The sequence below is a fragment of the Citrobacter sp. XT1-2-2 genome (genome assembly GCF_023516235.1).
Taxonomy (GTDB): domain Bacteria; phylum Pseudomonadota; class Gammaproteobacteria; order Enterobacterales; family Enterobacteriaceae; genus Citrobacter; species Citrobacter werkmanii.
Genome location: NZ_CP097324.1, coordinates 843,730 through 870,728, shown reverse-complemented (window position 1 = coordinate 870,728; position 26,999 = coordinate 843,730). Strand labels below are relative to the sequence as shown.

The following is a 26,999-nucleotide window of genomic DNA, read 5'->3' as shown; positions in this document are numbered from 1 at the left end:
AAAGATAAACCAAACAGACGTTTACGTAAATCCACGGTAACTAGTAGCGGTAGCTTACTAGGTTAAGACCATGACGATCAAGGGCAAAGGAACAAATTATCTTTACGTAAACTGTGACGGGATTTATATCATTCAGCTTCATATTCCCGTTTATATGCGCCACCTCTGGAACGGTCGCAAAATGCTTAAAAAATCAACAGGCACTCGCGATCTTGTGTTGGCTCGTAGATTTCGTGATCAGTACCTGATGGAGTTCAGAAGGCTACAGGCGCAATTCAACCCAAATGCTTATCTTCTCAAGATTCAGTCAGCCATTACCGATCTACGTTTCGTTGGTGCTGCATCTACTAATCTCGTTCCAGATTTTCAGACAGCCACCAAAGGGAAACCTTCAACGCCAAAGTTAAAAGACCTTTGCGACGAATACATGAAGGTGTACTCAGACAGGCGGAGCTATTCCACATTGCAAAAGTCTGCCCGTGCTGTCGAGGCGTTTACGAAATCCATAAAAAGACCAGCGATCACAATCGGCGGTATTGGTCGCCGTATGGTGACGGAGTTCCTGGAGGCTAACCAAAGCAAGTTTTCACCTCAAACGTTGCAGAACTGGCTAACATCTTTGGGGAGTCTGTACGAGTTCGCCAAACGCCGCTACGACGTGATACCAGACAGCAACCCTTTTCACGGTCATAACCTCGAAGCACGTCGCACAATAGAGAGTTATCAACCGTTTGAACCAGAACAATTGCAAATCCTGATCAGCGAAGCCGATGGTGTTCTACGCGATGTCATACTGATTGGGCTGTATTCAGGAATGCGACTTGATGAGATCGCCAGCATCAAGCGGGATGAAATTGTAATGTTGGAGGGTGTCAGATGTTTCTTTGTCAGCAAGTCCAAGACTGTAGCCGGGGTGCGGTATGTTCCGATCCACTCGCTACTGATGGGGATTATTGATAAGCATCTGGCGCAAAACGGCGGTGCATATCTTTTGGCGCAGTCAAATAACATCATCCGGAAGGATGGCAAACGCGGTCCGTGGTACAGCCAAAAATTTACTCGGCTGCGTGATAGCGTCTTGCCTACAGCTACAGATAGGCAATGCTTCCACAGCTTGCGCGGGATGTTCATCACATGCTTAGACAGAGCAGGCGTACCAGAACAGCGCATAGGTGCTATCACCGGGCATACTGAACAGAAGGCCAAAACTGAAGCATTCAGGACATATAGCAAGGGCGCAGGTATGAGAGAGTTAGCCAAATATGTTGAGTGTGTGTATTATCATGCTCTATAGATTAAAGGGGGGCTGCCCCCCTTATATTATTGTGGCCATTCAGCCTGAATACGAGCAGAAACTTCATCAGGAAGATTATACCAATAAGCATTATTATTTGTTGCATCCACAACAATTAATCTATCATCATTATCCATTGCAGCCTTGACTATCTTCGCTGCATTTTCAGCAGAATAGCCACTATTGACATACCAGTTAGATTCTGTCGCCTTTGCCCAGTTACCCAGCGTTTTAATGGCAGCATGAACAGCCGTGTAATCCTTATCTTTTATAAGGTCATAGGTAATAAACAAGTTATTAGCCATTAACTTTCTCCCAAAGGACAATAAAAAATAAAGCGCCCCGTAAGGCGCTCATATTTCAATGGTCTTTAAGCCAAGCCTGCACTTTTTTAGCCGAATGACCTACGGCTTGAACAGCTTGAATAAGTTTAGCCTCACTAACACCGAACTTTTTAGCCCAATCACGTCTTTCGTAATCCTGTTTGATACTTATTAAATCATTGTCAGGTGTACCAATTTTGGTCTTATCATCAGCCATTTTACTGATTCCTCGTGATACAGGCTTATGCCTGCACATTACTTATATGACTCCTCTGCCGCTTCGTAAACGGTCAGTTATCAAACAATTGACACTGGTCATAAAACCAGTAAAAACTTTTTTTCCGAGCTTGCTAACCTTGCCGCTTCGCTTCTATCATAACCACTACATATTGTGTTTATTGATATAACAAATACAATATATCCAAAAACCCATTCCGTGAATAGGTGTTGAAATGGCGAACAATGATAAGCAATCCTCGAAAGATGTAGCTCATCTGGCAGCAGAGACTCTAAACAACCCAAACGCCTCTGCGATTCAGAAAAGTTTAGCGGGTTCGGTGCTATCACAAGCAGGAACAAAAAATCAGACTGGCGCGAACATGGAGGCCAAAGCATCAGCAGCTTTGAAAAACCCACGTTCAAGCGAGGTTACTAAAACCTTAGCTGGTTCGGTTGTTTCCCAATCGAATAAAAAACGCTAAAAAAAGCCGGGATTAACCCGGCTCTCATGTTTTCAGTTTCCGTTGTCGCTGTTCGCTCAAGTAGTACCTGATAGCGCTGTCGAATCCATGCGTATGGATGCGGTCAAGTAAGCTGGAACGACTACACTCAAGCCTGCGTGCTAATGCAGACATGTTGATGATCGAATCATCGCCTTTACCGTCCAGAATCCACTGCATCAGCGGCATGTTGCCAGTACCGATCAAAGCTAATTTCATATGTATCTCCTTTCCTTTGCCTCGCCAGCAGCGGGGACAATGCGTCCCCAATAACTGCTTACTGATCGTTAAGCTGCGTCGTTCGTCAGTTTGGTCACAAAGTCTGGACGGTACACCACAGGCAAAATTGAGCTTTCCGCGAATAGCTCAACGTTCTTAAACTTGTCCTGCACACTCCAGATAAACGCTGTCTTATGCATCCTTTATGCACGTTCTATGCATCTGTGCTGTGTGTGCAAAGACTTACCTTACGATATTTTGAAATAATGGTTCATTTTTATTGACAGGCTCTCAGCCCCGCCTAGCACATCAGCCCATGCGCTGAGATATTTTCCGACACTGGAACCTGAAGAGTAACCCCAAATTTTGTTTCACTACGGGCAGGAGTGGGTGCATTAACATATAAAAAACTCTTTACAATTATCATGTTATGATCAATATTCACCTTGTAACTTACATAACGAGATAACAGCGAAGGACGAAATGAAGAGAGTCGAGCCAGTCAGAGACAAAGAGAAGATCGCAGAGGTTGAGTCTTTGCTACGTAAACACAATAGAAGTCCGATTTACGGTGATTTGTGGGTATTCCTGAACCAGACGGCGGCGCGAGTTGGTGACGCTCTCAGGTTACGTTATGCCGACTTTAATCACATCGAAGGGAACGTGTTGAACCTGAAGGAACAAAAGACAGGGAAAACCCGCTCTATCATGCTGACTGCCAAAGCGCTTGAACTGGTAGCACAGCGCCGTGCTGACAATCCTGGTCATGAATACTTATTTGAAGTGGACAGCAACCGGGCCAAGAGTAAACCGATCAGCCGTGTGACGGTCTCAGCTAAATTTAAAGAGGCAGGCGATATGCTAAATCTTCGCATTGCAGCCCACAGCCCACGCAAGAACCTAGGTTACCATGCTCTGAAACGTGGTGTAAGCCTGCCAACACTCACTAAGCTGTACGGGCATTCATCGCAGGCGGTCACGCTGGCATACTGCGGGATTATGGAAAAAGATATCGAAGACGTATTCCAGACTATCGACTACTGATGACTGTTTACGATTTTGCTATGCAAATCGCAACGCGACTATTGAGACTACTACTTTGAAGAAAATTTTACTTTTTGTGCTGGTCCTACTACCGCTGACGGCTCATGCAGGCAAAATCACTATGTCCAACCCCGACGAACAGGAGTTAAAGGGTGGGAAACGGCTTTGTACCTATGAGAACAGCATTTATCTGTTCACGCAGGTGACTAAAGGGAAATGCGCATATGCCAAAACCTTCGACGCTTCGGACAACGAAAAATAATACTAACGCGCCATTGCTTTAATATGCACTACAATAGTTGGGCAACATGCCAACGCAAACTGTCGACCAAAGTCAGTAATCGTTAATACAGATTTCTTAATTTCAGTTTGTCGATTGACCTGTTTCATTTCTTCAATCTTTGAAAGGATGTCTGGATGGTTTATTAGTGGGGAATACCATGTATCACTAGTATATGCCATACCATCAGGAATTACGCACAGCCCCATTCTTACTAAATTATCTAAATATGCGGGGACAAGTTCTATGTGCTCGCATCCTGCTCTTTGACCAATTAGGGAAAAGTTCCTTAACACGATGTTATGACCATCACGTATGGTTTTGTTAGGGCTTGAAGCCTTAATCGAAATAAGAGGGTTTATGGTATCGCTCGCAGTGAAACCACTAACTATTTTTGCTTCATCTGGGGTCAATTGTTTTATTATATCAACAAAGGCTGGATGGGCCTTTTGTACCGTATCCTTGTTCATTGCAGTAGCTAACAACGAAGCATACATTTCGCTCAACGATTCTTCATGGCCAGTATATCGCAATGCCTCAATTGCTGGCCCCGCAACATTTGGGGAAGGGGTGACAATTTTTTCTGGTGGGACATCCTTTAATTTTTCAGCAACCTTGGCAGCAGTAAACTCACGAATTTGCTCATATCCCCAAACCAGTCCACTAACTGGAGCTAAGGCAAGATTGACGAGTTTAGCAACAGTCCCAAGTGCTTTCCCAACCTCTTGAGCTGCTGGCTGAAGCGCATCTTGGTAAATTGGTACTTCTTTAGCTACTGCTGCCACTGCATTAGCAATATCAGCTATGTTGCTGCTTTTCGAACCATCATCAGACATATCAATCACCAGTGGAATCATTAATTTTCAAGAGATTATACATTTTCCGTTGAATCATTGGTAATTTGAAAGTTTCGAAAATTTGATCGATAGCATCCATTTAGCGCCGTGTTGGGCATACCAACATCAAGCGCCGAAGGCGTATCGTCAGAATTGTCAGTTAACCGTTCTCTTATCGAGTACCGATCATTTATGGCTCGGTGAACACCACGGCAGAGCCAGCCCCTTTCCCGGACTGGTTAGGCTTCCCAACATTTGCTCGTTTATCCGTGGCGTGTCATCACGACAGGCTTTAACGGGACACCGCGCTAAGTGTGGAACGGTTGAAAGTTTCAGGAATGGTTTACAGCCGTAGTGAAAGGCTTTGTTTTCTTGTTGGACTATCGCGGTAAGACACTGGAACGACCGCCAGCGTTTTGATAAGCTTCCTGATCACTATTCACCAAATCGCGGTAGTTACCAAGGTAGAACGTCTAGAGGGTTCTCAACAGCGCTTACAGAGCGCCTCCCTCTAAGCACCGGAAACGTAACGATTTTTAAGCTAGCTTAGAGCGTAAAAAATCGCTGGAGCGGGCGAAGGGAATCGAACCCTCGTATAGAGCTTGGGAAGCTCTCGTTCTACCATTGAACTACGCCCGCATTGAAGTGCGTAAGGGATTATAAACCTTACGCTCTTCTTGGCAAGGGACGAACCGACTGACTGGCGATTAATTCACCGTCAGCATTTTGGCTTACTGCCCTGCGGCGGTAAATAACGCAGCGGATCGATAGCCGTTGCGCGATAACGGATCTGGAAATGCAGACGCACCGTCGTCGCATCCGTGCTGCCCATCGTGGCGATCTTCTGCCCGGCTTTCACGTTTTGACCGTTGTTCACCAGCATGGTGTCATTATGCGCATAGGCAGTGATGTAATCCTCACTGTGCTTAATCATGATAAGGTTGCCATAGCCCCGCAGTTGATTGCCGACATAGACCACTTTCCCGGCTCCGGCCGCATAAATCGGCGTACCGCGCGCAGCAGAAATATCAATGCCCTTATTACCGCCGTCCGCCGTGGAATAAGGCAGGATCACCTTACCGCTGGCGGGCCACTGCCAGCAGCGTTGTCCTACCGGCGGCCAGGACGACTGAGGTACAGAAGAAGACGGTCTGACGGCAGCCGTTTTGGTAGAAGATTTGCTCGAAGATTTCGCGGTTGCTTTACCGGCTTTTGTACTGGTTTTCGCATCACCGTTAAGCTTCAGCTTTTGCCCCACCTCAATGGTATAAGGGGGGGAAATGTTGTTCAGACGGGCGAGATCCCGAACGCTGGTGCCAGTAGAGCGTGAAATGGCGTACAGCGTATCACCACGCTTCACAGTATACGTGGAACCGGAATCAGATGAACTGGAACACCCTGCCAGGATCAGGCTGCTCACCAACATTATCGTGATATAAAAACGTTTATTCATCAGCCATTCTGCACTCAACACAACGTTTACCTCGAAATCAGAGGTCATTATCATACCAGCCAGCCGGACGATCCCCAATCGCTACGCTTCAATCGGTAGGGTTAAACGGATATCCCTGTGCGATAATATCCATTAACGCGGGTAGATAAGGCATAGAGGGTAATTTCACCAGCGCAGGATAAAATATTTGTGGCGAAGGAAAAACGTCTACCACGTAACATTGGCTAAGTTTATCAGCATCGACTTCCGAAGACGGTAATAACGTCGCAGCCTCAAGGCCGGACTCCAGCCAGTCGAGAATGACCCCCGGTTGCGTAATATGCATGATCACTTTTGCGCTTACTCCGGATTTACGAAACAGATCCATCAGCATCTCGTAAGTCCCTGAATCCTTTGCCCGATGCAGCAGCACCAACGGCATCTCCGCCAGCGCAGTGTAGTTATAGGGATTTGCAGGAGGGCCCGGCAGGCATTTTTTATTAATTACCGCCACCAGCTTAATCGGATCAAACGACACATAATCAAAGCCTTCACTGCGATAGGGACGCTGTATTAAAGCAATATCGATTCCCCCTTCCGTTAATAATGTCTCAAGATGGCTGGAGTCGGTAACAGAAATATTGATCGCCGTATCCGGATTACGTTGGTAAACTTCCATCAACAGTGCTTTAAAATAGTTCTGGTAGAGATGAGTTAAACCTATTCTTAATTCGGCTCTGTTTTTTTGTGCAATATCTGTCGTTTCCCTGGCGGTATCCTCCACCTGACGTAATATTTCACATCCTTTGCGATAGAGAAAAAAACCGGCCTCCGTGGGTTCAATACGATTTCCACGGCGAACAAAGAGCGAGACCTGAAGTTCTTCTTCCAGCTCCTGAATCCGCTTGCTGAGGGGGGGTTGCGCCATGTTCAACGATTTCGCCGCCTGGCTGACCGACCCTTGTTCCACCACCCGACAAAAATACCGTAAGCGCTTTAAATCCATCATCATCACCCGTGGTTTAACGTATCGCCAGTATCACACTTACTCAAAAAAATAAAAAGCCAGCCCGCTACATCTCATGTTAATTAATCATTATTTAACAGGTCATTAAAATAAACTTTTTTGATCTACTAACTATCCGGTAAACGGTATTTGTGTAAAAGCGCCACGGAAAATATTGTGCAGACAACGAAACATCTTTTCCGAAGGAACCATCCCATGGCAAATACTGATAACAAATCTCCCTCAACGGTGCATGATTTACGCTCTGCGCTCCAACTACTGAAAACACTTCCCGGCGAGTACGTTGAAACCGATACCGAAGTCGACCCGCACGCGGAACTCTCTGGGGTGTATCGTTATGTGGGCGCGGGCGGAACCTGCCAGCGCCCGACCCGCAAGAACGGGCCGGTGATGGTATTTAATAAAATCAAAGGATTTCACGATATCAGCGTGGCAATTGGGCTGAACGGTTCGCGCCAGCGCGTCAGCCATTTTCTGCAGTGCGAACCAGCAAAACTAGGGCATCTGCTGAAAGATTCTGTGGAAAACGCCATAGCGCCAGTCATGACTCAGGGCGCGGCGGAATGTCAGGAAGTGGTGCATCTGGCGAGCGATGCCGATTTCGATCTGCGTAAACTATTACCCGCTCCGACCAATACAGAAGAAGACGCTGGTCCCTATATTACCATGGGCCTGTGCTACGCCTCAGACCCGGAAACTCACGAATCCGATATCACCATTCACCGCTTGTGTGTACAGAGCCGCGACGAACTGTCCATGTGGCTGACCCCTGGCCGCCATATTGATGCTTTCCGCATGAAAGCAGAAGCCGCAGGTCAGCCGCTACCGATTTCAATCAGCATCGGCGTGGATCCGGCGATTGAAATTGCCGCCTGTTTTGAGCCGCCAACCACCCCACTGGGCTTCAACGAATTGAGCATTGCGGGCGCGCTGCGCGGCAAAGCCGTTGAGATGGTGCAGTGTAAAACCATCAACGAAAAAGCTATCGCTCATGCGGAGATCGTCATTGAAGGCGAACTGCTGCCAAACGCACGAGTACGCGAAGATCAGAACACCCATACCGGGCGCGCAATGCCTGAGTTTCCGGGTTATACCGGCGAAGCGAAAGAGGCTATTCCGGTGATCAAAGTGAAAGCCGTTACTCACCGCATTAACCCCATCTGGCGCACCACCGTCGGACCTGGCGAAGAACATGTCAATATGGCCGGTATTCCGACTGAAGCCAGCATTCTGGATATGGTAGAACGCGCCATGCCGGGCAAACTACTCAATGTTTTCGCCCACTCGGCGGGCGGTGGCAAACTTCTGGCGGTTCTGCAGTTTAAAAAATCTTCTCCGACAGATGAAGGCCGGCAGCGCCAGGCTGCTCTACTGGCTTTCTCTGCATTCCCGGAACTCAAGCACGTCATCCTGGTGGATGAGGATGTAGATATTTTCGATAGCGACGACGTTCTCTGGGCCATGCAAACCCGCTACCAAGGGGATGTTGACACCATTACGATCCCTGGCGTTCGTTGCCACCCGCTCGATCCGTCACAGGTGCCGGAATACAGCCCGAGCATCCTGCAACAGGGAATGTCCTGCAAAACCATTTTCGACTGTACGGTGCCATTCCACCTGAAGCACAACTTCCAGCGTTCCAAATTTAAAGATGTGGACGTGAAGCGCTTCCTGCCGGATTTCGAGTAAAGGAGACCACCATGACAGCACGCATCATCATTGGGATCAGTGGGGCCTCCGGGTTTCAGTACGGCGTTAAGGCGCTGGAGTTGCTTCGCCAACACCCCGTTAAAGTCCATCTGGTGGTCTCAAAAGGAGCAGAAAAAACCTGCGAACTGGAGACAGATTACCGCCTGGACGATGTGACAGCGATGGCTGACGTGGTACATCCCATCGCGGATCTGGGGGCGGCTATCTCCAGCGGTTCATTTAAAACACTGGGGATGCTGATCGCACCATGTTCCATGCGCTCTTTGGGCGCAATCGCCCACTGCCTGACGGACAACCTGCTGACCCGGGCGGCGGACGTGGTGCTGAAAGAGCGTCGTCGTCTGGTGCTGCTGACCAGAGAAACCCCGCTGAACCTCGGTCATATTCGCAATATGGCCGCAGTAACTGAAATGGGCGGGATCATCTTTCCGCCGGTTCCGGCGCTGTATCAACGTCCGCAAACGGCGGACGACATCATCACCCATAGCGTTAATCGTGCGCTCGATCTGTTCGACCTTGAGGTCAACAATATCCCCCGCTGGGGTGAAGGCGAGCTAAATTTTACTTAACAGGACATTTCTCAATGTTAATCGGCCCATATGTAAATGGTTCCGCCGTCATTCTTGGCGGGCTAGTTGGCGCAATGGCGGGCGGCAAGCTCCCTGAGCGTGTGAAAACGGCGCTGCCGATGACTTTCGGGCTTTGCTCCGTTGGTCTGGGCATCACGCTGGTACTAAAAGTGAAATATATGCCAGCAGTGGTGCTGGCAATGGTGATCGGCGCCATTCTCGGTGAATTGCTGCATCTGGAAAAAGGAATTGGTAAAGCCGCTGGCTCCACGCGCGGTTTAATCAACAAAGTTCTGCCGCCAGTTAATGGCCTGGGTCACGAAGAGTTCACAGAGAAATTTGTCGCCATCCTGGTACTGTTTTGCGCCAGTGGCACCGGGATTTTCGGGGCGATGACCGAAGGGATGAGCGGCGACCCATCAATTCTGTACATCAAAACGATCCTCGATCTGTTTACCGCAGGGATTTTTGCCACACTTCTCGGCTACGCGGTTATGACCATCGCCATCCCACAAATCATTATTCAGGTGGCGCTGGCGATGCTGGCAGTGATTATCCTGCCGATGATCACTCCTGACATGATGGCGGATTTCTCTTGTGCTGGCGGACTGCTGATGGTGGCCACCGGTTTGCGTATCTGTAACATTAAACTTTTCCCGGTCGCCAACATGTTGCCAGGGCTTGTTTTGGTAATGCCTTTGTCCCATTTATGGGCTACCCTAGTGGCCTGAGTGCATGACCCGGCGGGTTTGTGTCGGGTCATTTTTTATTTTCAGGAGTTGTCATGGCCGGGGAACATGTCATTTTGCTGGACGAGCAAAATAAACCGTCAGGCATGCTGGAAAAGTATGCCGCCCATACCTTCAACACCCCTTTGCATCTCGCGTTTTCCTGCTGGATATTTAACGACCAGGGACAACTGCTGGTGACGCGCCGTTCACTGCACAAAAAAGCCTGGCCTGGCGTCTGGACAAACTCTGTCTGTGGCCATCCGCAGTCGGGGGAGACAACCGAAGATGCCGTTATCCGCCGCGCCCGTTTTGAACTGAGCGCAGACATTACCGCGCTCGCCTCTGTATATGCGGATTTCCGTTATTGCGCTACGGATCCCAATGGAATTATGGAGAACGAAGTTTGTCCGGTCTATGCCGCGCAGCTTACCAGCCAACTACAGCCAAATGCGGATGAAGTGATGGATTACCAGTGGAGCAATCTTGAGGATGTGTTAAGCGGGATTGATGCAACGCCGTGGGCGTTTAGCCCGTGGATGGTGATGCAGGCTTCAAACGATAAGGCGCGAGAATTACTGCGCAAGTTTGCCAACGGGAATTAATTGCCTGATGGCGCTATGCTTACCAGGCCTACATAACGAATTGTAGGCCGGATAAGGCATCAGCCGCCATCGGGCATGTCACATCTTACTTAACCGGGCGCATCGCCGGGAACAGGATCACGTCGCGGATGGTATGGCTGTTGGTAAACAGCATAACCATTCGGTCGATACCAATACCCAGACCCGCAGTCGGCGGCAGACCGTGTTCCAGAGCGGTAACGTAGTCTTCGTCGTAGAACATCGCCTCGTCATCACCCGCATCTTTGGCGTTAACCTGATCCTGGAAACGCTGCGCCTGATCTTCTGCATCGTTCAGTTCGCTGAAACCGTTACCGATCTCACGTCCGCCGATGAAGAATTCAAAGCGATCGGTGATTTCCGGGTTTACGTCATTACGACGCGCCAGCGGAGAAACTTCGGCCGGGTACTCGGTAATGAAGGTCGGTTGAATCAGGTGCGCTTCCGCGACTTCTTCGAAAATCTCAGTCACGATACGGCCCAGACCCCAGCTCTTCTCAACTTTGATGCCGATAGATTCAGCGATCGCTTTAGCAGAGTCGAAGTTATCCAGATCGGCCATGTTGGTTTCCGGACGGTATTTCTGAATCGCTTCGCGCATGGTCAGTTTTTCGAACGGCTTACCGAAGTCGAAGACTTCTTCGCCGTAAGGCACTTCGGTGGTTCCCAGAACGTTCTGCGCCAGCGTGCGGAACAGTGATTCGGTCAGTTCGATCAGATCTTTGTAGTCCGCATACGCCATGTAGAGTTCCATCATGGTGAACTCTGGGTTATGACGAACAGAGATGCCTTCGTTACGGAAGTTACGGTTAATTTCGAATACGCGTTCGAAGCCGCCAACCACCAGACGCTTGAGGTACAGTTCCGGCGCGATACGCAGGTACATATCCAGATCCAGCGCGTTATGATGGGTGATGAACGGACGCGCCGCCGCGCCGCCAGGGATCACCTGCATCATCGGGGTTTCTACTTCCATAAAGCCGCGACCCACCATGAACTGGCGGATGCCAGCCATAATCTGTGAGCGCACTTTAAAGGTATTGCGGGATTCATCGTTAGAGATGAGATCCAGATAGCGCTGACGATAACGCGCTTCCTGGTCCTGCAGCCCGTGGAATTTATCCGGCAGCGGGCGCAGCGCTTTCGTCAGCAGACGCAGCTCGGTGCAATGAATGGACAGCTCACCGGTCTTGGTCTTGAACAACTTACCTTTCGCGCCGAGGATATCGCCCAGATCCCATTTTTTGAACTGCTCGTTGTAAACGCCTTCCGGCAGATCGTCACGAGCAACGTACAGCTGAATACGGCCGCCAACATCTTGCAGCGTAACGAATGAGGCTTTACCCATAATACGGCGGGTCATCATACGACCAGCAACGGATACCTCAATGTTCAGCGCTTCCAGCTCTTCGTTTTCTTTCGCGTCGAAGTCAGCATGCAGTTGGTCTGAGGTGTGATCGCGACGGAAATCGTTCGGGAACGGGATCCCCTGCTCACGCAGGCTCGCCAGCTTCTCACGGCGCGTTTTCAGTTCATTGTTAAGGTCGGCTACCGCGTCAGCGCCCTGTACGTGTTGTTCAGACATGTTGGTTCCTCATAACCCTGCTTTCAAACTTGCTTCGATAAATTGATCCAGGCTGCCATCCAGCACCGCCTGCGTGTTACGGGTTTCAACCCCGGTACGCAGATCTTTAATGCGGGAGTCATCAAGGACATAAGAACGAATCTGGCTACCCCAGCCGATATCTGACTTATTGTCTTCCATCGCCTGTTTCTCGGCATTCTTCTTCTGCATTTCCAGTTCATAAAGCTTCGCTTTCATCTGCTTCATGGCCTGGTCTTTGTTCTTGTGCTGGGAACGGTCGTTCTGACACTGCGTCACAATCCCGGTCGGGATGTGGGTGATACGCACCGCCGATTCTGTACGGTTAACGTGCTGACCGCCCGCGCCAGAGGCGCGATAAACGTCAATGCGCAGATCCGCCGGGTTGATGTCGATATCGATATCATCGTCAACTTCCGGATAGACAAATGCCGAGCTGAACGACGTATGGCGGCGACCGCCGGAGTCGAACGGGCTCTTACGTACCAGACGGTGTACGCCGGTTTCAGTCCGCAGCCAACCGTACGCATATTCGCCAGCAATTCTGATGGTCACGGATTTAATACCCGCCACTTCGCCTTCAGATTCTTCAATAATTTCAGTCTTAAAGCCGCGAGCTTCGGCCCAACGCAGATACATACGCATCAGCATGCTCGCCCAGTCCTGCGCTTCCGTACCGCCGGAGCCAGCCTGAATATCGAGATAGCAATCTGCGCTGTCATATTCGCCGGAGAACATACGACGGAATTCCAGCTGCGCCAGCTTATCTTCCAGGGTATCGAGTTCTGCTACGGCTTCGTTAAAGGTTTCTTCGTCGTCGGCTTCTACAGCCAACTCCAACAGGCCGGAGACATCTTCCAGGCCCTGGCTCATTTGGTCGAGTGTATCTACGATGGCCTCAAGGGAGGAACGCTCTTTACCCAGCGCCTGCGCGCGTTCGGGTTCGTTCCATACGTCCGGCTGTTCCAGCTCGGCGTTTACTTCTTCCAGACGCTCTTTCTTGGCATCATAGTCAAAGATACCCCCTAAGAACGTCAGAGCGCTCCGTGAGGTCCTGAATGCGGTTATTTACCGGATTAATTTCAAACATTGTCTGATTTCTTTTATTGGACTAGTCAAAATGCGGTTATAAGAGCGGGATTGTAACTAATCCACGCCCTTTTTTATAGCGATTAGTGACGCTAAAGTGGCCAGATATTATCGATTATTAGCTGCAAACTACGGTTGCCGCGAAACTCATTAATATCCAGTTTGTAGGCCAACTGAACATCGCGCACGCCGTTGTCCGGCCAGCAACTGGTATCAACGTTGAACGCAATTCCGTCCAGCAGAGGTCCGCCGCCAACCGGCTCCACCATCACCTTCAGATGACGCTCACCCACCAAACGCTGCTGAAGCAGACGGAAATGTCCATCAAACAGCGGTTCCGGGAACATTTGCCCCCACGGCCCGGCATCACGCAGCATTTGCGCGACCTCCATGGTCATCTCCGCGGCGCTTAGCGGGCCATCTGACACCACTTCGCCCTGCAGCAAGGCGGGATCCAGCCACTCGGTTACCAGTTCGCCGAAACGCTGCTGGAAACGCTCAAACTGCGCCTCTTCCAGCGACAAGCCCGCCGCCATGGCGTGACCGCCAAACTTGAGGATCATGCCAGGATGAAGGGTGTCCAGGCGCTCCAGCGCATCACGCATGTGCAGCCCCTGAATCGAACGCCCGGAGCCTTTGAGCGTACCGTCGCCGGCAGGAGCAAACGCAATCACCGGACGATGAAAACGCTCTTTAATGCGCGATGCCAGAATGCCGACTACTCCCTGATGCCACTCAGGATGGTACATCGCAAGGCCGCCCGGTAGCGTCTCGCTACTGCGCTCCAGTTTTTCACACAGGGTCAGCGCTTCCGCCTGCATGCCCTGCTCAATTTCTTTGCGTGTCTGATTGAGCGCGTCCAGTTCATTGGCCAGCACGCGTGCTTCGCCAATGTTGTCGCACAGCAACAGCGCCACGCCGACGGACATATCATCCAGACGGCCAGCGGCATTCAGCCTTGGCCCCAGCGCAAAACCTAAATCGCTGGCAGCCAGCTTAAGTGGGTCGCGGTTGGAAATCTCCAGCAGCGCCTTAATGCCGGGACGGCACTTTCCGGCACGAATACGGCTTAATCCTTGCCACGTCAGAATGCGGTTATTAGCATCCAGCGGGACCACGTCGGCCACTGTGCCGAGCGCGACCAGATCGAGCAAGTCCGCCAGGTTCGGCGGCGCAATGCCTCGTTCATCAAACCAGCCTTTGTCACGCAGGAAGGTGCGCAGCGCCAGCATCAGATAGAAGGCCACGCCAACCCCTGCCAATGATTTAGACGGGAATTCACAATCGTGCAGATTGGGGTTGATGATCGCCTCTGCATTAGGCAGCGTATCCCCTGGCAGATGGTGATCGGTCACCACCACCGGGATCCCCAGCGCTCTGGCATGTTCCACACCGGCGTGAGACGAGATGCCATTGTCTACGGTGACAATCAGCTGAGCGCCACGCGCATGCGCCTGCTCCACCACTTCCGGGCTTAAGCCATAGCCGTCTTCAAAACGATTAGGCACCAGGTAGTCAACGTTACCGCAACCCAACGCACGCATCGCCAGAATGCTGAGCGCCGTACTGGTCGCGCCATCGGCGTCGAAATCGCCGACCACAATAATGCGGGTTCCCGCGCGAAAGGCGTTATAGAGGATCTCAACTGCTTTTTCGACGCCATTCAAATGCTGCCACGGCAGCATTCCTTTTACGCTACGTTCAAGTTCCTGGGCGCTGCGCACGCCGCGGCTGGCGTATAAACGACGCAGCAATGGCGGCAGGTCATCAGGTAGCTCGGTTGTCTCGTCGGCTTCACGCCGACGAAGTTGTATCTTTTGTTTCACGCGAATTATTTACCGCTGGTTTGTTTTGCATGTGCGTCGAGGAATTCTTTCATCTCTTTCGGGCCCTGATAGCCAGGCACGACATAGCCGTTGCTCAGCACAATCGCCGGCGTGCCGCTAACGCCAAACTGCACGCCCAGCGCGTAGTGGTTCGCGATATCCACATCGCAGGTTGCTGGTTTCACGTCCTTGCCTGCCATCGCGTCATCAAAGGCTTTGTTTTTATCCTTCGCGCACCAGATCGACTTCATGTCCTGCTCGGCCTGGCTTTCCAGACCCTGACGCGGGAAGGCCAGATAACGAACGGTGATCCCCAACGCATTATAGTCTTTCATCTCTTCATGCAGCTTGTGGCAGTAACCACAGGTGATGTCGGTGAAAACGGTAATGACGTGTTTTTCCTGCGGCGCTTTGTAGACGATCATCTCTTTTTCCAGCGCGTTCAAATGCTTCATCAGCAACTGGTTAGTAACATTCACCGGGCTTGCGCCGCTCACGTCATACATCGGTCCCTGAATAATATGTTTACCGTCTTCAGTCACGTACAGCACGCCGCTATTGGTCAGTACGGTTTTCATACCCGCCACCGGAGCAGACTGAATCTCGGTGCTCTGTACCCCCAGCTTTGCCAATGACTGGCGAATCGCCGCATCGTCTGCATGTACCATGCCGGAAAACGCCGTTGCCAGCAGGGTGAACATCATAAAACGTTTTTTCATAACCTATCCTTTCCTGTCAGCACTCACGCTCGCGGGTGATGCTGTTGATGTAGTTGACGCAAGCGCTCCGTTGCGACATGAGTATAAATTTGTGTTGTCGAGAGGTCGCTATGCCCCAGTAGCATCTGCACCACGCGCAGGTCAGCGCCATGATTGAGCAAATGCGTGGCAAAAGCATGCCGCAGGACGTGCGGTGACAGCTTCTCGCTGTCGATTCCCGCCAACACAGCATAGTGTTTAATACGATGCCAGAAGGTCTGACGGGTCATCTGTTGCGCCCGCTGGCTGGGAAACAGCACATCAATTGATACACCGTTGAGCAACCATGGACGCCCATGTTCCAGATACGTTTCCAGCCAGTAAACCGCCTCTTCACCCAACGGCACCAGGCGTTCTTTGTTGCCTTTACCGATCACCCGAACCACACCCTGACGCAGGCTGACGTCACTCATTGTCAGTCCCACCAGCTCAGATACGCGCAGGCCCGTTGCATACAATACTTCCAGCATGGCTTTGTCGCGTAGCTCCAACGGTTGCTCAATCAGCGGCGCCTGCAACAGTCGCTCCACCTGTGCCTCACTGAGATCTTTGGGCAGGCGCTGCGGAAGCTTCGGTGATGCAAGCGAGGCGCTGGGATCATCTTCGCGAAATTTTTCGCGGTAAAGATGCTGAAAAAAGCGCCGCGTAGCACTGAGCAAGCGAGCGGAACTGGTGGCTTTATATCCCCCATCCATCCGCTCGGCCAGTAATGCCTGCAGATCATCGCTCTGCGCCGTCGCCAGCGAGACGCCACGGTGATGTAACCATTCGACAAGCATGGTCAGATCGCGACGATACGCACTTAACGTGTTTTCCGCCAGATTTCGTTCCAGCCACAGGGCATCAAGAAACTGCTCGATGCGCGCCAGATCCTGTTCCACTCGCGCCCCTTATTCCACTCTCATTTTTGATGCATTATGCCTCATTGTGCCGGGATTGCGGCGATTCTGTTACACTACCCGCAACGCTACAGCAGAATTGAGATGTTTACGTCATGAACATGGGTCTTTTTTACGGTTCCAGTACCTGCTACACCGAAATGGCAGCAGAAAAAATCCGCGATATCCTGGGTCCCGAACTGGTGACACTGCACAACCTCAAAGATGATTCCCCGACCTTAATGGAGCAGTATGATGTGCTCATTTTGGGCATCCCGACCTGGGATTTTGGTGAAATTCAGGAGGATTGGGAAGCGGTCTGGGAGCAACTGGACGACCTCAACCTGGAAGGCAAAATTGTCGCGCTTTACGGGATGGGCGATCAGCTAGGATATGGCGAATGGTTCCTGGATGCGCTGGGGATGCTGCACGATAAACTGGTCACCAAAGGCGTCAAGTTTGTCGGTTACTGGCCAACCGAAGGCTATGAATTTACCAGCGATAAACCCGTCATTGCTGATGGACAGCTGTTTGTTGGTTTGGCACTGGATGAAACGAACCAGTACGATCTCAGCGATGAACGCATCCAGAACTGGTGCGAGCAAATTCTTGGGGAAATGGCCGAACACTGGTCCTGATAAGCGTGTTGCCGGATGACGCCGTGAACGCCTTATCCGGTTTACCTCACGCATCAAACCTAAGGCCCTAAAGCGGCACGCCATCAGATATTTGTTGGCATTACCCCTGCTTCGCCTGTTGCAGCATTAACCGCCGTAAATCTCGCCACTCAGCCTCATCCATACTGTCTGCCGCCAGCCACAAATGCTGACGTTTCCCGGTATCTGAACGCAAACGCAGCATCATGCCTGTTTTGACCATCCAGGGCGCGCTAACGATAGTCCACTCCTGCCCTTGCCAGCGCAGACGGCCGTCCATCAACAGCCTAATCTCGCCCTGACAGGCGTTAATTCTACGTTGGCTGCGTACGCTGTCGAACACCACCAGAGAGAGCAGAACCATCCATAATGGGGTGTAGCTCAAAGGCCAGGGCATCAATAAAATAAATACCGCGACCAGCCCATGAACGAGCAACGAAAGCCACTGCGCGCGCCATGAAACGCGTAAATCAGATTGCCACTGGACCACGTTCCCGATTCCGTGTCTGGATAAGTCGCACCATCTGCTCCAACTGAGCATCAGCTGGTTTCCCATGATTCATCAACCAGTTAAATAAATCTGGATCGTCACATTCTAGCAGACGGATAAAGATACGTTTTTCTTCGTCACTTAAGCTGTCATATTCATGTTCGAAAAACGGCATGATAGAGATGTCCAGCTCGCGCATACCGCGGCGGCATGCCCAATGAATACGTGCTTTATTATTAATATCCATGTTCTTCTTCCTGTCTCGCGAAAACGAAGTATCCGGCTATTGTAACGTGTTTTTCACGCGCTTTTGCGGGATTATCAGCTAATGGAAGCACATTCGCTAAATAAAACCGCATTAAGTCAAAGGATTCATCATTTTTGGATGTCTCCTCGCAAAGCTTACTATATGGCACAAATAGCCTGTTTAAACCGCTTGCAATGGGCCATAGCTCTTTTACCATTAGTCATTATCACTGCGTTAAGCAAATCAGGACATTATTATGGCTTTTACATCTTTTCCTCCTCGCCAGCCTTTTGCGTCAACGCGTTTACCTCTGACGCTAATGACGCTCGATGACTGGGCGCTCGCCACCATTACCGGTGTCGACAGTGAGAAGTATATTCAGGGTCAGGTCACGGCTGATGTCAGCCAGATGACCGAGCATCAGCACGTGCTGGCAGCCCATTGTGATGCCAAAGGTAAAATGTGGAGCAATCTGCGCCTGTTCCGTAACAGTGACGGTTTTGCATGGCTTGAACGCCGCAGCTTGCGCGATGCGCAGCTTACAGAACTGAAAAAATATGCGGTCTTCTCGAAGGTAGTGATTGCGCCGGACGACGAGCGTGTTCTGTTGGGCGTAGCGGGATTCCAGGCACGAGCGGCGCTGGCCAATCTCTTTAGCGAATTACCGAACAGCGAAAAACAGGTTATTACCGAAGATGCTTCCACAATACTGTGGTTCGAACACCCTGCCGAGCGTTTCCTGCTGATTGTTGATGTTGCAACGGCGGAAAGCCTGGTTGAGAAACTGCGCGGCGAAGCGGAGTTAAATAACAGTCAACAGTGGCTGGCGCTGGATATCGAAGCGGGTATTCCGGTCATTGATACTGCCAACAGCGGACAGTTTATTCCCCAGGCGACCAATATGCAGGCTCTGGGCGGGATCAGCTTCAAAAAAGGCTGCTATACCGGCCAGGAAATGGTGGCGCGCGCCAAATTCCGCGGCGCCAACAAACGCGCCATGTGGACTCTGGCAGGTACGGCCAGCCGGGTGCCGGAAGCTGGCGAAGATCTGGAACTGAAAATGGGTGAGAACTGGCGTCGTACTGGTACCGTACTCGCCGCAGTACAGCTCGCTGATGGCCAGATACTGGTGCAGGTCGTGATGAATAACGACATGGAAGCCGACAGCGTGTTCCGCGTTCGCGATGACGCAAAAACGCTGCATATTGTGCCGCTGCCGTATTCGCTGGAAGAGTAAAAGCTTAACGCCGGATGGCGCTACGCTTATCCGGCCTACAGGCACATTTTGTAGGCCGGATAAGGCGTTAGCCGCCATCCGAAATCAAGGGTTACGCCTGTCCAACATACAAATAAATCGCCAGGAAGTGGCAAACGCTGCCGCCCAGTACAAAGCCGTGCCAGATCGCGTGGTTATATGGAATGCGCTTACAGACATAGAAAATAACGCCCAGCGAATACACCACACCACCAACGGCCAGCAAGGTCACGCCTCCCGCCGCCAGTTTAACCGCCAATTGATACACCACAATCAGCGATAGCCAGCCCATTGTCAGGTAAGTCACCAGCGACAGAACCTTAAAGCGGTGCGCAATGGTCAGTTTGAATAAAATACCGAGCAGCGCCAGGCTCCAGATAACAATCATCAGTCCACGTGCCAGCGGCGAATCAAGCCCCACCAGCAGAAATGGCGTATAGGTCCCGGCAATCAGCAGATAAATCGCGCAGTGGTCGAATTTTTTCAGCCAGACTTTCGCTCGCTGATGGGGGATCGCGTGATACAAAGTTGAGGCGAGGAACAGCAGGATCATGCTACCGCCGTACAGGCTATAACTGGTAATCGCCATAGCGCTGGCGTTGGTATCCACTGCCTGAACCAGTAACAACACCAGCCCGACAATCCCAAACACCAGCCCGATACCGTGACTGATGCTGTTGGCTATTTCCTCTGCCAGCGAATATCCCTGCGCGATTAATGGTTTCTGAACCATAGCTTACTCCCGAGAAACGAACACTTTCGTTATTGCCCCTCTAGCGTAACTGAGAATGGTTCCAGTGAACACCTGTTAGCCGTAATATTTATCTTAAAATAAATAGTTCATAAAAATCATATAATTAATTTTAATCTTTCAGCTAACAAGTGTACGCATTAAATCAAACACATTTAAAATCAATCACATAAAATTGCGTTTGATCCGGGTAAATTTCGGCAATCACACGTTTCAGTTCTTCAAGCGACATGTTTTCCTGCTGAGCATGTTTTTCAGTCAGCGTATCCAGCGTGACGGTTGAGGTGCCAACAACTTCAATCGTGCAGAAGTATCCCTCATCTTCAAAGCGCCCAACCCGTAGAATGTCACCGGTTTTGAAGTGTGATTCGGACTCGTCACGAATGGTGATGGTTTTGCGTCCGGCCAGTATGTCATCCTGGAAACGCTGAAAAAAAGTGATGTCATTTGGCTGCATGTTATTATTCCCTGTAGATAAAGTCTGATGAGTGAGTTTTGCTATTGTGAGTATGTTCTCCCACGCTGCCATCGCCAGTCTCAACAATCTTGAGATGCTGGTCTACAACTATGTCATCAAAAATCGTGACAAAGTCATGTACATGACCATTCGCGAACTGGCCGATGCCGTGGGCGTTTCCACTACCACCGTACTGCGCTTTTGCCGCAAGCTTAAGTGTGAAGGTTACTCAGAATTTCGCGTACGCTTCAAATTATATTTAGAGCAGAATGAACCGCAACAGGCTAATTTCGGCGCCAGCGAAATTATCAGCTTTTTTAAAAGCGTCAATAACGACGAATTCGATAAACTGCTCGATCAGGCTGTTGATATTATATTATCTTCCGAACGTATTATATTTGTTGGCGCAGGAACGTCAGGAGCGCTTGCGAAATACGGCGCGCGTTTTTTCTCCAACGTTGGAAAATTCAGTAATCATATTGACGACCCTTATTTTCCGGTAACCAATGATATGGCCAGAAACGCGCTGGCAATCGTGCTTTCCGTCTCCGGCGAAACAGAAGAGATCCTGCGTTTTGCCAGCCAGTTCAGCTTGCACCACTGTAAAGTGTTGTCTGTAACCAGCCATGAACAGTCACGTCTGGCGAAACTCGCCGACTTTAATCTCTCCTGGCACGTTCCACAAACACGCATTGCCGGGGTATACGATATAACCACGCAAATCCCCGTTATTTATATTCTGGAATCGCTTGGCCGCAAACTGGCGAAAAGAATAGCGTAAAAAAACAATCTGTTTTTTTGATGTAACAAATCACATTAATGCTATTTTGTTATATCGTGACATTTAGGTTTCCTTTGTTAGACTCAAAATCAGATTGTATTAATTTGAGACTGAGCGCAGATGAAAAAACTTACCTTAGCAAAAGATTTTTTATGGGGCGGCGCGGTTGCGGCGCACCAGGTCGAAGGTGGCTGGAACAAAGGTGGCAAAGGCCCCAGCATTTGCGACGTACTGACCGGTGGGGCACACGGCGTTCCACGAGAAATCACTCAGGAAGTCGTGCCCGGTAAATACTACCCCAACCACGAAGCCGTCGATTTTTACGGTCATTACAAAGAAGACATTAAGCTGTTTGCCGAAATGGGCTTCAAATGTTTCCGTACCTCCATCGCATGGACCCGTATCTTCCCCAATGGGGACGAAACCCAGCCGAACGAAGAAGGTCTGAAGTTCTATGACGACATGTTCGATGAATTACTGAAATACAACATCGAACCGGTCATCACCCTTTCCCACTTCGAAATGCCGCTACATTTGGTTCAACAGTATGGGAGTTGGACCAATCGCAAAGTTGTTGATTTCTTTGTTCGATTTGCTGAAGTCGTCTTTGAGCGTTACAAACACAAAGTCAAATACTGGATGACCTTCAACGAGATCAATAACCAACGTAACTGGCGCGCACCGTTGTTTGGCTATTGCTGCTCCGGTGTGGTGTATACCGAGCATGAAAACCCGGAAGAGACCATGTACCAGGTGCTGCATCACCAGTTCGTGGCCAGCGCGCTCGCAGTGAAAGCCGCACGCCGCATCAACCCGGAAATGAAAGTGGGCTGCATGCTGGCTATGGTGCCGCTCTATCCATTCTCCTGTAAGCCCGAAGATGTCATGTTCGCCCAGGAGTCAATGCGTGAACGCTACGTCTTTACCGACGTCCAGCTGCGCGGCTACTACCCAAGCTATGTGTTGAACGAGTGGGAACGTCGCGAATTTAACATCAGGATGGAAGACGGCGACGAGCAAATCCTGCGTGAAGGCACCTGCGACTATCTCGGATTTAGCTACTACATGACCAACGCGGTGAAAGCGGAAGGCGGTAGCGGTGATGCCATTTCCGGTTTTGAGGGTAGCGTGCCGAACCCGCACGTCAAAGCGTCCGACTGGGGCTGGCAGATTGACCCGGTTGGCCTGCGCTATGCTTTATGTGAGCTGTACGAGCGCTATCAGAAGCCGCTGTTTATCGTTGAAAACGGGTTTGGCGCCTACGATAAAGTGGAAACAGATGGCAGCATCAATGATGACTACCGCATCGATTATCTGCGCGCCCACATCGAAGAGATGATGAAGGCGGTCACCTATGATGGCGTAGATCTGATGGGCTACACGCCGTGGGGCTGCATTGACTGCGTTTCGTTCACCACCGGTCAGTACAGCAAGCGCTACGGCTTCATCTATGTGAATAAGCACGATGACGGCACTGGGGATATGTCGCGTTCACGCAAGAAGAGTTTTGAGTGGTATAAAGCGGTGATCGCCAGCAACGGCGAGAATCTGTGATTTTTCGCCGGATGGCGGCGTAAACGCCTTATCCAGCCTACAGGTATGATCCCGTGGGCTGGATAAGCGCAGCGCTATCCGGCCATTAAATCCCTACTTCCCGCCGGCCAGCTCCAGAAAACTGCCCGTGACGTAAGATGCCTTCTCGCTCAGTAGCCAGCAAATCGCCTGCGCGACTTCTTCCGGCTGCCCACCACGCTGCATAGGCAACATGGATTTCACGCGATCAACCCTTCCCGGCTCTCCACCCGACGCATGCATTTCAGTGTAGATCAGGCCTGGACGTACGCAGTTTACGCGGATCCCCTGCGCCGCCACCTCCAGTGCCAGGCCGGTGGTGAGCGTGTCCACCGCACCTTTTGAAGCGGCATAATCAACATATTCGAATGGTGCACCGAGCCGTGATGCCGCCGAAGAGACATTCACAATCGCCCCACCCTGACCGCCGCGCTTAAACGACATGCGCTTTACCGCTTCCCGACAGCACAGAAAATAGCCGGTAACATTGGTCGCCAGTACGCGGTTAATTCGCTCTGCAGTTAAGTTTTCCACCGTGGTCTGTTCAAATAAAATCCCGGCATTATTCACCAGCGCAGTCAGCGGTTCCCCTTCACGGTCGATCGATTCAAACATCGCCAGCACCTGACTTTCATCACTGATATCCGCACGCAGCGCAAATGCCTTACCACCTGCCGCGACGATGTGGTTCACCACCTCGGTTGCCGCACGAATATTGTGATGAAAATTAACGGCGACCGTGTAACCCTCCAGTGCCAGTTGCAGCGCGGTTGCTCGCCCAATACCGCGACTGCCGCCAGTAACAAGTGCGATTCCCATAGAGACCTCCAGATATGAAAAAGCCGGGAGGCGGCTTCGCCTTACCCGGCCTGGAAATTATTCAACTACGCGGAAAAGTTACTGATATTCGCTCATCGGCACGCAGGAACAGAACAGGTTACGGTCGCCGTAAACGTCATCAAGACGCTTCACGGTAGGCCAGTATTTGTTCGCCACGCCTGCCGGGAAGACTGCGATTTCGCGGCTATAACCGTGGTTCCACTCGCTCACCAGCTCATTCTGGGTGTGCGGCGAGTTTACCAACGGGTTATCTTCCAGCGACCACTCACCGGCTTTCACGCGCTCGATCTCAGCGCGGATTGCCAGCATCGCGTTAATAAAGCGATCCAGTTCCACTTTGCTTTCAGATTCGGTCGGTTCCACCATCAGCGTACCCGCTACCGGGAACGACATGGTTGGCGCATGGAAACCATAGTCGATCAGACGTTTGGCAATATCCAGTTCGCTGATGCCGGTCTCTTCTTTCAGTGGGCGAATGTCGAGAATACATTCATGCGCTACACGGCCATCGCGACCGGTATACAGCACCGGATAGGCATCTTTCAGACGGCTGGCAATGTAGTTAGCGTTAAGAATAGCGACCTGGCTTGCCTGCTTCAGACCTTCTGCGCCCATCATACGGATGTACATCCAGCTGATTGGCAGAATGGATGCGCTACCGAACGGTGCGGCAGACACCGCGCCCTGACGGGTAAGCATCCCTTCAATCTGTACCACGCTGTGGCCAGGCACAAACGGTGCCAGATGCGATTTAACGCCGATCGGTCCCATGCCCGGGCCGCCGCCGCCGTGCGGAATGCAGAAGGTTTTATGCAGGTTGAGGTGCGAAACGTCCGCGCCGATAAAGCCCGGCGTGGTGATTCCAACCTGGGCGTTCATGTTCGCGCCGTCGAGGTACACCTGGCCGCCGAACTGATGCACAACTTCACACACTTCGCGGATCGTTTCTTCATATACGCCGTGGGTGGACGGATAGGTCACCATGATGCAAGAAAGGTTCGCAGCATGTTGTTCTGCTTTTGCCCGCAGATCGTCAAGGTCGATGTTGCCGTTCTTATCACAGGCGACTACCACCACCTGCATCCCCGCCATTTGTGCGGAAGCCGGGTTAGTACCGTGGGCGGACGCCGGGATCAGGCAGATATCGCGATGGCCTTCGTTACGGCTTTCGTGATAATGACGAATCGCCAGCAGGCCAGCGTATTCGCCTTGTGCGCCGGAGTTCGGCTGCATGCAGACTGCGTCATAGCCGGTCAGTTTTACCAGCCACTCGGAAAGCTGACCGATCATCTGGTGATACCCTTCAGCCTGCTCTGGCGGGCAGAACGGATGCAGTTCAGCGAATTCCGGCCAGGTGATAGGAATCATCTCGGCGGCGGCGTTCAGCTTCATGGTGCAGGAACCCAGCGGGATCATCGCCTGATTCAGCGCCAGATCTTTACGCTCCAGCGAGTGCATGTAGCGCATCATCTCGGTTTCGCTGTGGTAGCGGTTAAACACCGGGTGGCTGAGGATCGCGTCGTCACGCAGCATGCTGCTCTGAATGGAACGACTGTCGAGCGCCACATCTTTATCCAGCGTGTCGATGTTCAGGCCGTGGCTGTCGCCCAGCAGAACATTGAACAACTGCACCACGTTTTCACGGGTGGTGGTTTCGTCGAGCGTAATACCTACCGCGTTATGAATATCGCTGCGCAGGTTGATCTCTGCCGCTTCCGCACGCGCCAGTACCGTAGCTTTATCGGCCACTTCAACACACAGCGTGTCGAAGTAGTGCGCATGACGCAGCTTTAAGCCTTTCTGTTGCAGACCAGCCGCCAGAATATCGGTCAGGCGGTGGATACGATTAGCGATGCGCTTCAGACCGACCGGACCATGATAAACGGCATACAGGCTGGCGATGTTAGCCAGCAGTACCTGTGAGGTACAAATGTTGGAGTTCGCTTTCTCACGACGGATATGCTGCTCGCGAGTCTGCATCGCCATGCGCAGTGCGATATTGCCCGCCGCATCTTTTGATACGCCGATAATACGGCCTGGCATGGAGCGTTTGAATTCGTCTTTGGCGGCAAAGAATGCCGCGTGCGGACCACCGTAACCCATCGGTACGCCGAAGCGTTGCGCAGAGCCGAAAACGATATCCGCGCCCTGTTTGCCCGGTGCGGTCAGCAGAACCAGCGCCATAAAATCGGCAGCGACGCTGACCACAACTTTACGGGATTTCAGCTCAGCAATCAGTTTGCTGTAATCGTGCACTTCACCAGTGGTACCAACCTGCTGCAACAGCACGCCGAACACATCCTGGTGATCCAGTGCTTTCTCAGCGTCATCCACAATGACGTCAAAACCAAAGGTTTCTGCACGAGTGCGAACCACATCCAGCGTTTGCGGATGAACATCAGCCGCCACAAAGAAACGGTTGGCGTTTTTCAGTTTGCTGACGCGTTTGGCCATCGCCATGGCTTCGGCTGCTGCGGTGGCTTCATCCAGCAGAGAGGCGGAGGCCATGTCCAGTCCCGTCAGGTCCAGCGTGACCTGTTGGAAGTTAAGCAGCGCTTCCAGACGGCCCTGAGAGACTTCCGGCTGATACGGCGTATACGCGGTGTACCAACCCGGATTTTCCAGCATGTTACGCAGGATAACCGGTGGCAACTGCACGGCGGTATAGCCCATGCCGATGTAGGACGTGAAGCGCTTGTTACGCCCGGCGATGGCTTTTAATTCGGCCAGCGCAGCGTATTCTGTCGCCGCCTCGCCTACCTGCGGCGGGGTTGCGAGCTGAATGTCTTTCGGCACAATCTGGCCGATCAGCGCGTTTAACGACTCGGCGCCAACCGCATTCAGCATCTCTTGCTGCTGCGCGGCGTCCGGTCCGATGTGGCGTTCAATGAAAGCGCCGCTGTTTTCAAGCTGGCTTAACGTCTGTGTCATGGGCGATGGTTCCTGAAACGTGCAGTGAATCGTGATTGTCTCTAACTCAATTGCCCGGTGG

General features: G+C 51.4%; 29 protein-coding genes and 1 tRNA gene. 12 read left to right on the top strand and 18 right to left on the bottom strand.

All coding sequences use genetic code 11. The features are described from left to right. Positions 1–70: 70 nt before the first annotated feature. Complete coding sequence (locus M4I31_RS04270) at positions 71–1,294, top strand: tyrosine-type recombinase/integrase (protein ID WP_085048771.1); 1,224 nt, start codon at positions 71–73, stop codon at positions 1,292–1,294. Between the two features lie 26 nt (positions 1,295–1,320). Here M4I31_RS04270 and M4I31_RS04265 read toward each other — a convergent pair whose 3' ends face one another. Both M4I31_RS04265 and M4I31_RS04260 read right to left on the bottom strand, forming a co-directional pair. Beyond that, on the bottom strand, positions 1,321–1,599 hold the full coding sequence (locus M4I31_RS04265; RefSeq protein ID WP_072058732.1) for a hypothetical protein: 279 nt from the start codon (positions 1,597–1,599) through the stop codon (positions 1,321–1,323). Between the two features lie 55 nt (positions 1,600–1,654). Then, on the bottom strand, positions 1,655–1,834 hold the full coding sequence (locus M4I31_RS04260; protein ID WP_032968401.1) for a DUF3606 domain-containing protein: 180 nt from the start codon (positions 1,832–1,834) through the stop codon (positions 1,655–1,657). Between the two features lie 235 nt (positions 1,835–2,069). Here M4I31_RS04260 and M4I31_RS04255 point away from each other — a divergent pair, with 235 nt between their 5' ends. Beyond that, entirely contained in the window at positions 2,070–2,318 is a 249-nt protein-coding gene (locus tag M4I31_RS04255) for a hypothetical protein (protein WP_000002667.1), read from the top strand. A gap of 24 nt (positions 2,319–2,342) precedes the next feature. On the opposite strand, the gene M4I31_RS04250 is transcribed toward M4I31_RS04255, so the two are convergent. Beyond that, positions 2,343–2,555, bottom strand: coding sequence for a hypothetical protein (locus M4I31_RS04250; RefSeq protein ID WP_063144558.1), 213 nt, complete (start codon positions 2,553–2,555; stop codon positions 2,343–2,345). 483 nt (positions 2,556–3,038) lie between these two features. On the opposite strand from M4I31_RS04250, the gene M4I31_RS04245 reads away from it, so the two are divergent. Continuing rightward, positions 3,039–3,599, top strand: coding sequence for a tyrosine-type recombinase/integrase (locus tag M4I31_RS04245; protein WP_085048770.1), 561 nt, complete (start codon positions 3,039–3,041; stop codon positions 3,597–3,599). Between the two features lie 264 nt (positions 3,600–3,863). Here M4I31_RS04245 and M4I31_RS04235 read toward each other — a convergent pair whose 3' ends face one another. From M4I31_RS04235 to M4I31_RS04220, 4 genes are all read right to left on the bottom strand, one after another. After that, positions 3,864–4,715, bottom strand: coding sequence for a DUF4393 domain-containing protein (locus M4I31_RS04235; RefSeq protein WP_085048768.1), 852 nt, complete (start codon positions 4,713–4,715; stop codon positions 3,864–3,866). Positions 4,716–5,280: 565 nt separating this feature from the next. After that, positions 5,281–5,354 (bottom strand) — tRNA-Gly (locus M4I31_RS04230). Positions 5,355–5,433: 79 nt separating this feature from the next. Then, positions 5,434–6,168 carry an amidase activator ActS gene (actS, locus tag M4I31_RS04225; protein ID WP_085048927.1) on the bottom strand — a complete coding sequence of 245 codons (735 nt, stop codon included), beginning with the start codon at positions 6,166–6,168 and terminating at the stop codon, positions 5,434–5,436. 88 nt (positions 6,169–6,256) lie between these two features. Further along, a complete protein-coding gene (locus M4I31_RS04220) occupies positions 6,257–7,117 on the bottom strand; it encodes a LysR family transcriptional regulator (RefSeq protein WP_250856874.1) in 861 nt (286 codons plus the stop codon). On the opposite strand from M4I31_RS04220, the gene M4I31_RS24025 reads away from it, so the two are divergent. The 5 genes from M4I31_RS24025 to idi all read left to right on the top strand — a co-directional run bounded on the left by M4I31_RS24025 (position 7,074) and on the right by idi (position 10,786). Beyond that, positions 7,074–7,208, top strand: coding sequence for a hypothetical protein (locus tag M4I31_RS24025; RefSeq protein ID WP_256470076.1), 135 nt, complete (start codon positions 7,074–7,076; stop codon positions 7,206–7,208). The two genes, M4I31_RS04220 and M4I31_RS24025, sit on opposite strands and share 44 nt — an antisense overlap. Before the next feature lie 161 nt (positions 7,209–7,369). After that, entirely contained in the window at positions 7,370–8,863 is a 1,494-nt protein-coding gene (locus M4I31_RS04215) for a UbiD family decarboxylase (RefSeq protein ID WP_038633458.1), read from the top strand. 11 nt (positions 8,864–8,874) lie between these two features. Beyond that, on the top strand, positions 8,875–9,453 hold the full coding sequence (locus M4I31_RS04210; RefSeq protein WP_085048767.1) for a UbiX family flavin prenyltransferase: 579 nt from the start codon (positions 8,875–8,877) through the stop codon (positions 9,451–9,453). A gap of 14 nt (positions 9,454–9,467) precedes the next feature. Further along, complete coding sequence (locus M4I31_RS04205) at positions 9,468–10,184, top strand: DUF554 domain-containing protein (RefSeq protein WP_038633463.1); 717 nt, start codon at positions 9,468–9,470, stop codon at positions 10,182–10,184. A gap of 53 nt (positions 10,185–10,237) precedes the next feature. After that, positions 10,238–10,786 (top strand): isopentenyl-diphosphate Delta-isomerase, encoded by a 549-nt coding sequence (idi, locus tag M4I31_RS04200; protein ID WP_038633466.1) that lies wholly within the window; start codon positions 10,238–10,240, stop codon positions 10,784–10,786. 85 nt (positions 10,787–10,871) lie between these two features. Here idi and lysS read toward each other — a convergent pair whose 3' ends face one another. The 5 genes from lysS to xerD all read right to left on the bottom strand — a co-directional run bounded on the left by lysS (position 10,872) and on the right by xerD (position 16,961). Next, positions 10,872–12,389, bottom strand: a complete 1,518-nt coding sequence (gene lysS, locus M4I31_RS04195) for a lysine--tRNA ligase (RefSeq protein WP_006686909.1) — start codon at positions 12,387–12,389, stop codon at positions 10,872–10,874. 9 nt (positions 12,390–12,398) lie between these two features. Continuing rightward, a protein-coding gene (prfB, locus tag M4I31_RS04190; protein WP_100194817.1) for a peptide chain release factor 2 occupies positions 12,399–13,497 on the bottom strand; the annotation gives its coding sequence in 2 pieces (ribosomal slippage) (positions 12,399–13,421 and positions 13,423–13,497; 1,098 coding nt in all). Between the two features lie 91 nt (positions 13,498–13,588). Then, positions 13,589–15,322, bottom strand: coding sequence for a single-stranded-DNA-specific exonuclease RecJ (gene recJ, locus M4I31_RS04185; RefSeq protein ID WP_085048766.1), 1,734 nt, complete (start codon positions 15,320–15,322; stop codon positions 13,589–13,591). Positions 15,323–15,327: 5 nt separating this feature from the next. Next, positions 15,328–16,041: a bifunctional protein-disulfide isomerase/oxidoreductase DsbC gene (dsbC, locus tag M4I31_RS04180; protein ID WP_061382414.1), complete on the bottom strand. Its 714-nt coding sequence runs from the start codon at positions 16,039–16,041 to the stop codon at positions 15,328–15,330. A 23-nt stretch (positions 16,042–16,064) separates the two neighbouring features. Next, complete coding sequence (gene xerD, locus M4I31_RS04175) at positions 16,065–16,961, bottom strand: site-specific tyrosine recombinase XerD (protein WP_038633475.1); 897 nt, start codon at positions 16,959–16,961, stop codon at positions 16,065–16,067. A gap of 113 nt (positions 16,962–17,074) precedes the next feature. On the opposite strand from xerD, the gene fldB reads away from it, so the two are divergent. Then, the gene (gene fldB, locus M4I31_RS04170; RefSeq protein WP_038633478.1) at positions 17,075–17,596 is read left to right on the top strand and encodes a flavodoxin FldB; all 522 of its coding nucleotides are present in this window, start codon (positions 17,075–17,077) and stop codon (positions 17,594–17,596) included. Between the two features lie 100 nt (positions 17,597–17,696). Here the strand turns inward: fldB and M4I31_RS04165 are convergent, their stop codons facing one another. Beyond that, entirely contained in the window at positions 17,697–18,104 is a 408-nt protein-coding gene (locus M4I31_RS04165) for a protein YgfX (RefSeq protein WP_038633481.1), read from the bottom strand. Continuing rightward, the gene (gene sdhE, locus M4I31_RS04160; protein ID WP_016154349.1) at positions 18,085–18,351 is read right to left on the bottom strand and encodes an FAD assembly factor SdhE; all 267 of its coding nucleotides are present in this window, start codon (positions 18,349–18,351) and stop codon (positions 18,085–18,087) included. Before sdhE ends, M4I31_RS04165 begins: the two co-directional genes overlap by 20 nt. 256 nt (positions 18,352–18,607) lie before the next feature. Here sdhE and ygfZ point away from each other — a divergent pair, with 256 nt between their 5' ends. Beyond that, complete coding sequence (gene ygfZ, locus M4I31_RS04155) at positions 18,608–19,588, top strand: tRNA-modifying protein YgfZ (RefSeq protein ID WP_085048764.1); 981 nt, start codon at positions 18,608–18,610, stop codon at positions 19,586–19,588. 91 nt (positions 19,589–19,679) lie between these two features. On the opposite strand, the gene M4I31_RS04150 is transcribed toward ygfZ, so the two are convergent. Both M4I31_RS04150 and yqfB read right to left on the bottom strand, forming a co-directional pair. Further along, positions 19,680–20,339, bottom strand: a complete 660-nt coding sequence (locus M4I31_RS04150) for a hemolysin III family protein (protein ID WP_038633489.1) — start codon at positions 20,337–20,339, stop codon at positions 19,680–19,682. Between the two features lie 163 nt (positions 20,340–20,502). Then, the gene (gene yqfB / locus M4I31_RS04145) at positions 20,503–20,814 is read right to left on the bottom strand and encodes a N(4)-acetylcytidine aminohydrolase (RefSeq protein WP_085048763.1); all 312 of its coding nucleotides are present in this window, start codon (positions 20,812–20,814) and stop codon (positions 20,503–20,505) included. A 52-nt stretch (positions 20,815–20,866) separates the two neighbouring features. Here yqfB and M4I31_RS04140 point away from each other — a divergent pair, with 52 nt between their 5' ends. Together M4I31_RS04140 and bglA are read left to right on the top strand one after the other, a co-directional pair. Next, the gene (locus M4I31_RS04140; protein WP_085048762.1) at positions 20,867–21,595 is read left to right on the top strand and encodes a MurR/RpiR family transcriptional regulator; all 729 of its coding nucleotides are present in this window, start codon (positions 20,867–20,869) and stop codon (positions 21,593–21,595) included. A 120-nt stretch (positions 21,596–21,715) separates the two neighbouring features. Then, positions 21,716–23,149 carry a 6-phospho-beta-glucosidase BglA gene (gene bglA / locus M4I31_RS04135; protein ID WP_038633498.1) on the top strand — a complete coding sequence of 478 codons (1,434 nt, stop codon included), beginning with the start codon at positions 21,716–21,718 and terminating at the stop codon, positions 23,147–23,149. 93 nt (positions 23,150–23,242) lie between these two features. Here bglA and M4I31_RS04130 read toward each other — a convergent pair whose 3' ends face one another. After that, the gene (locus tag M4I31_RS04130; RefSeq protein ID WP_069324817.1) at positions 23,243–23,986 is read right to left on the bottom strand and encodes an SDR family oxidoreductase; all 744 of its coding nucleotides are present in this window, start codon (positions 23,984–23,986) and stop codon (positions 23,243–23,245) included. Between the two features lie 78 nt (positions 23,987–24,064). Continuing rightward, entirely contained in the window at positions 24,065–26,938 is a 2,874-nt protein-coding gene (gene gcvP, locus M4I31_RS04125) for an aminomethyl-transferring glycine dehydrogenase (RefSeq protein WP_085048761.1), read from the bottom strand. Positions 26,939–26,999 lie beyond the last annotated feature (61 nt).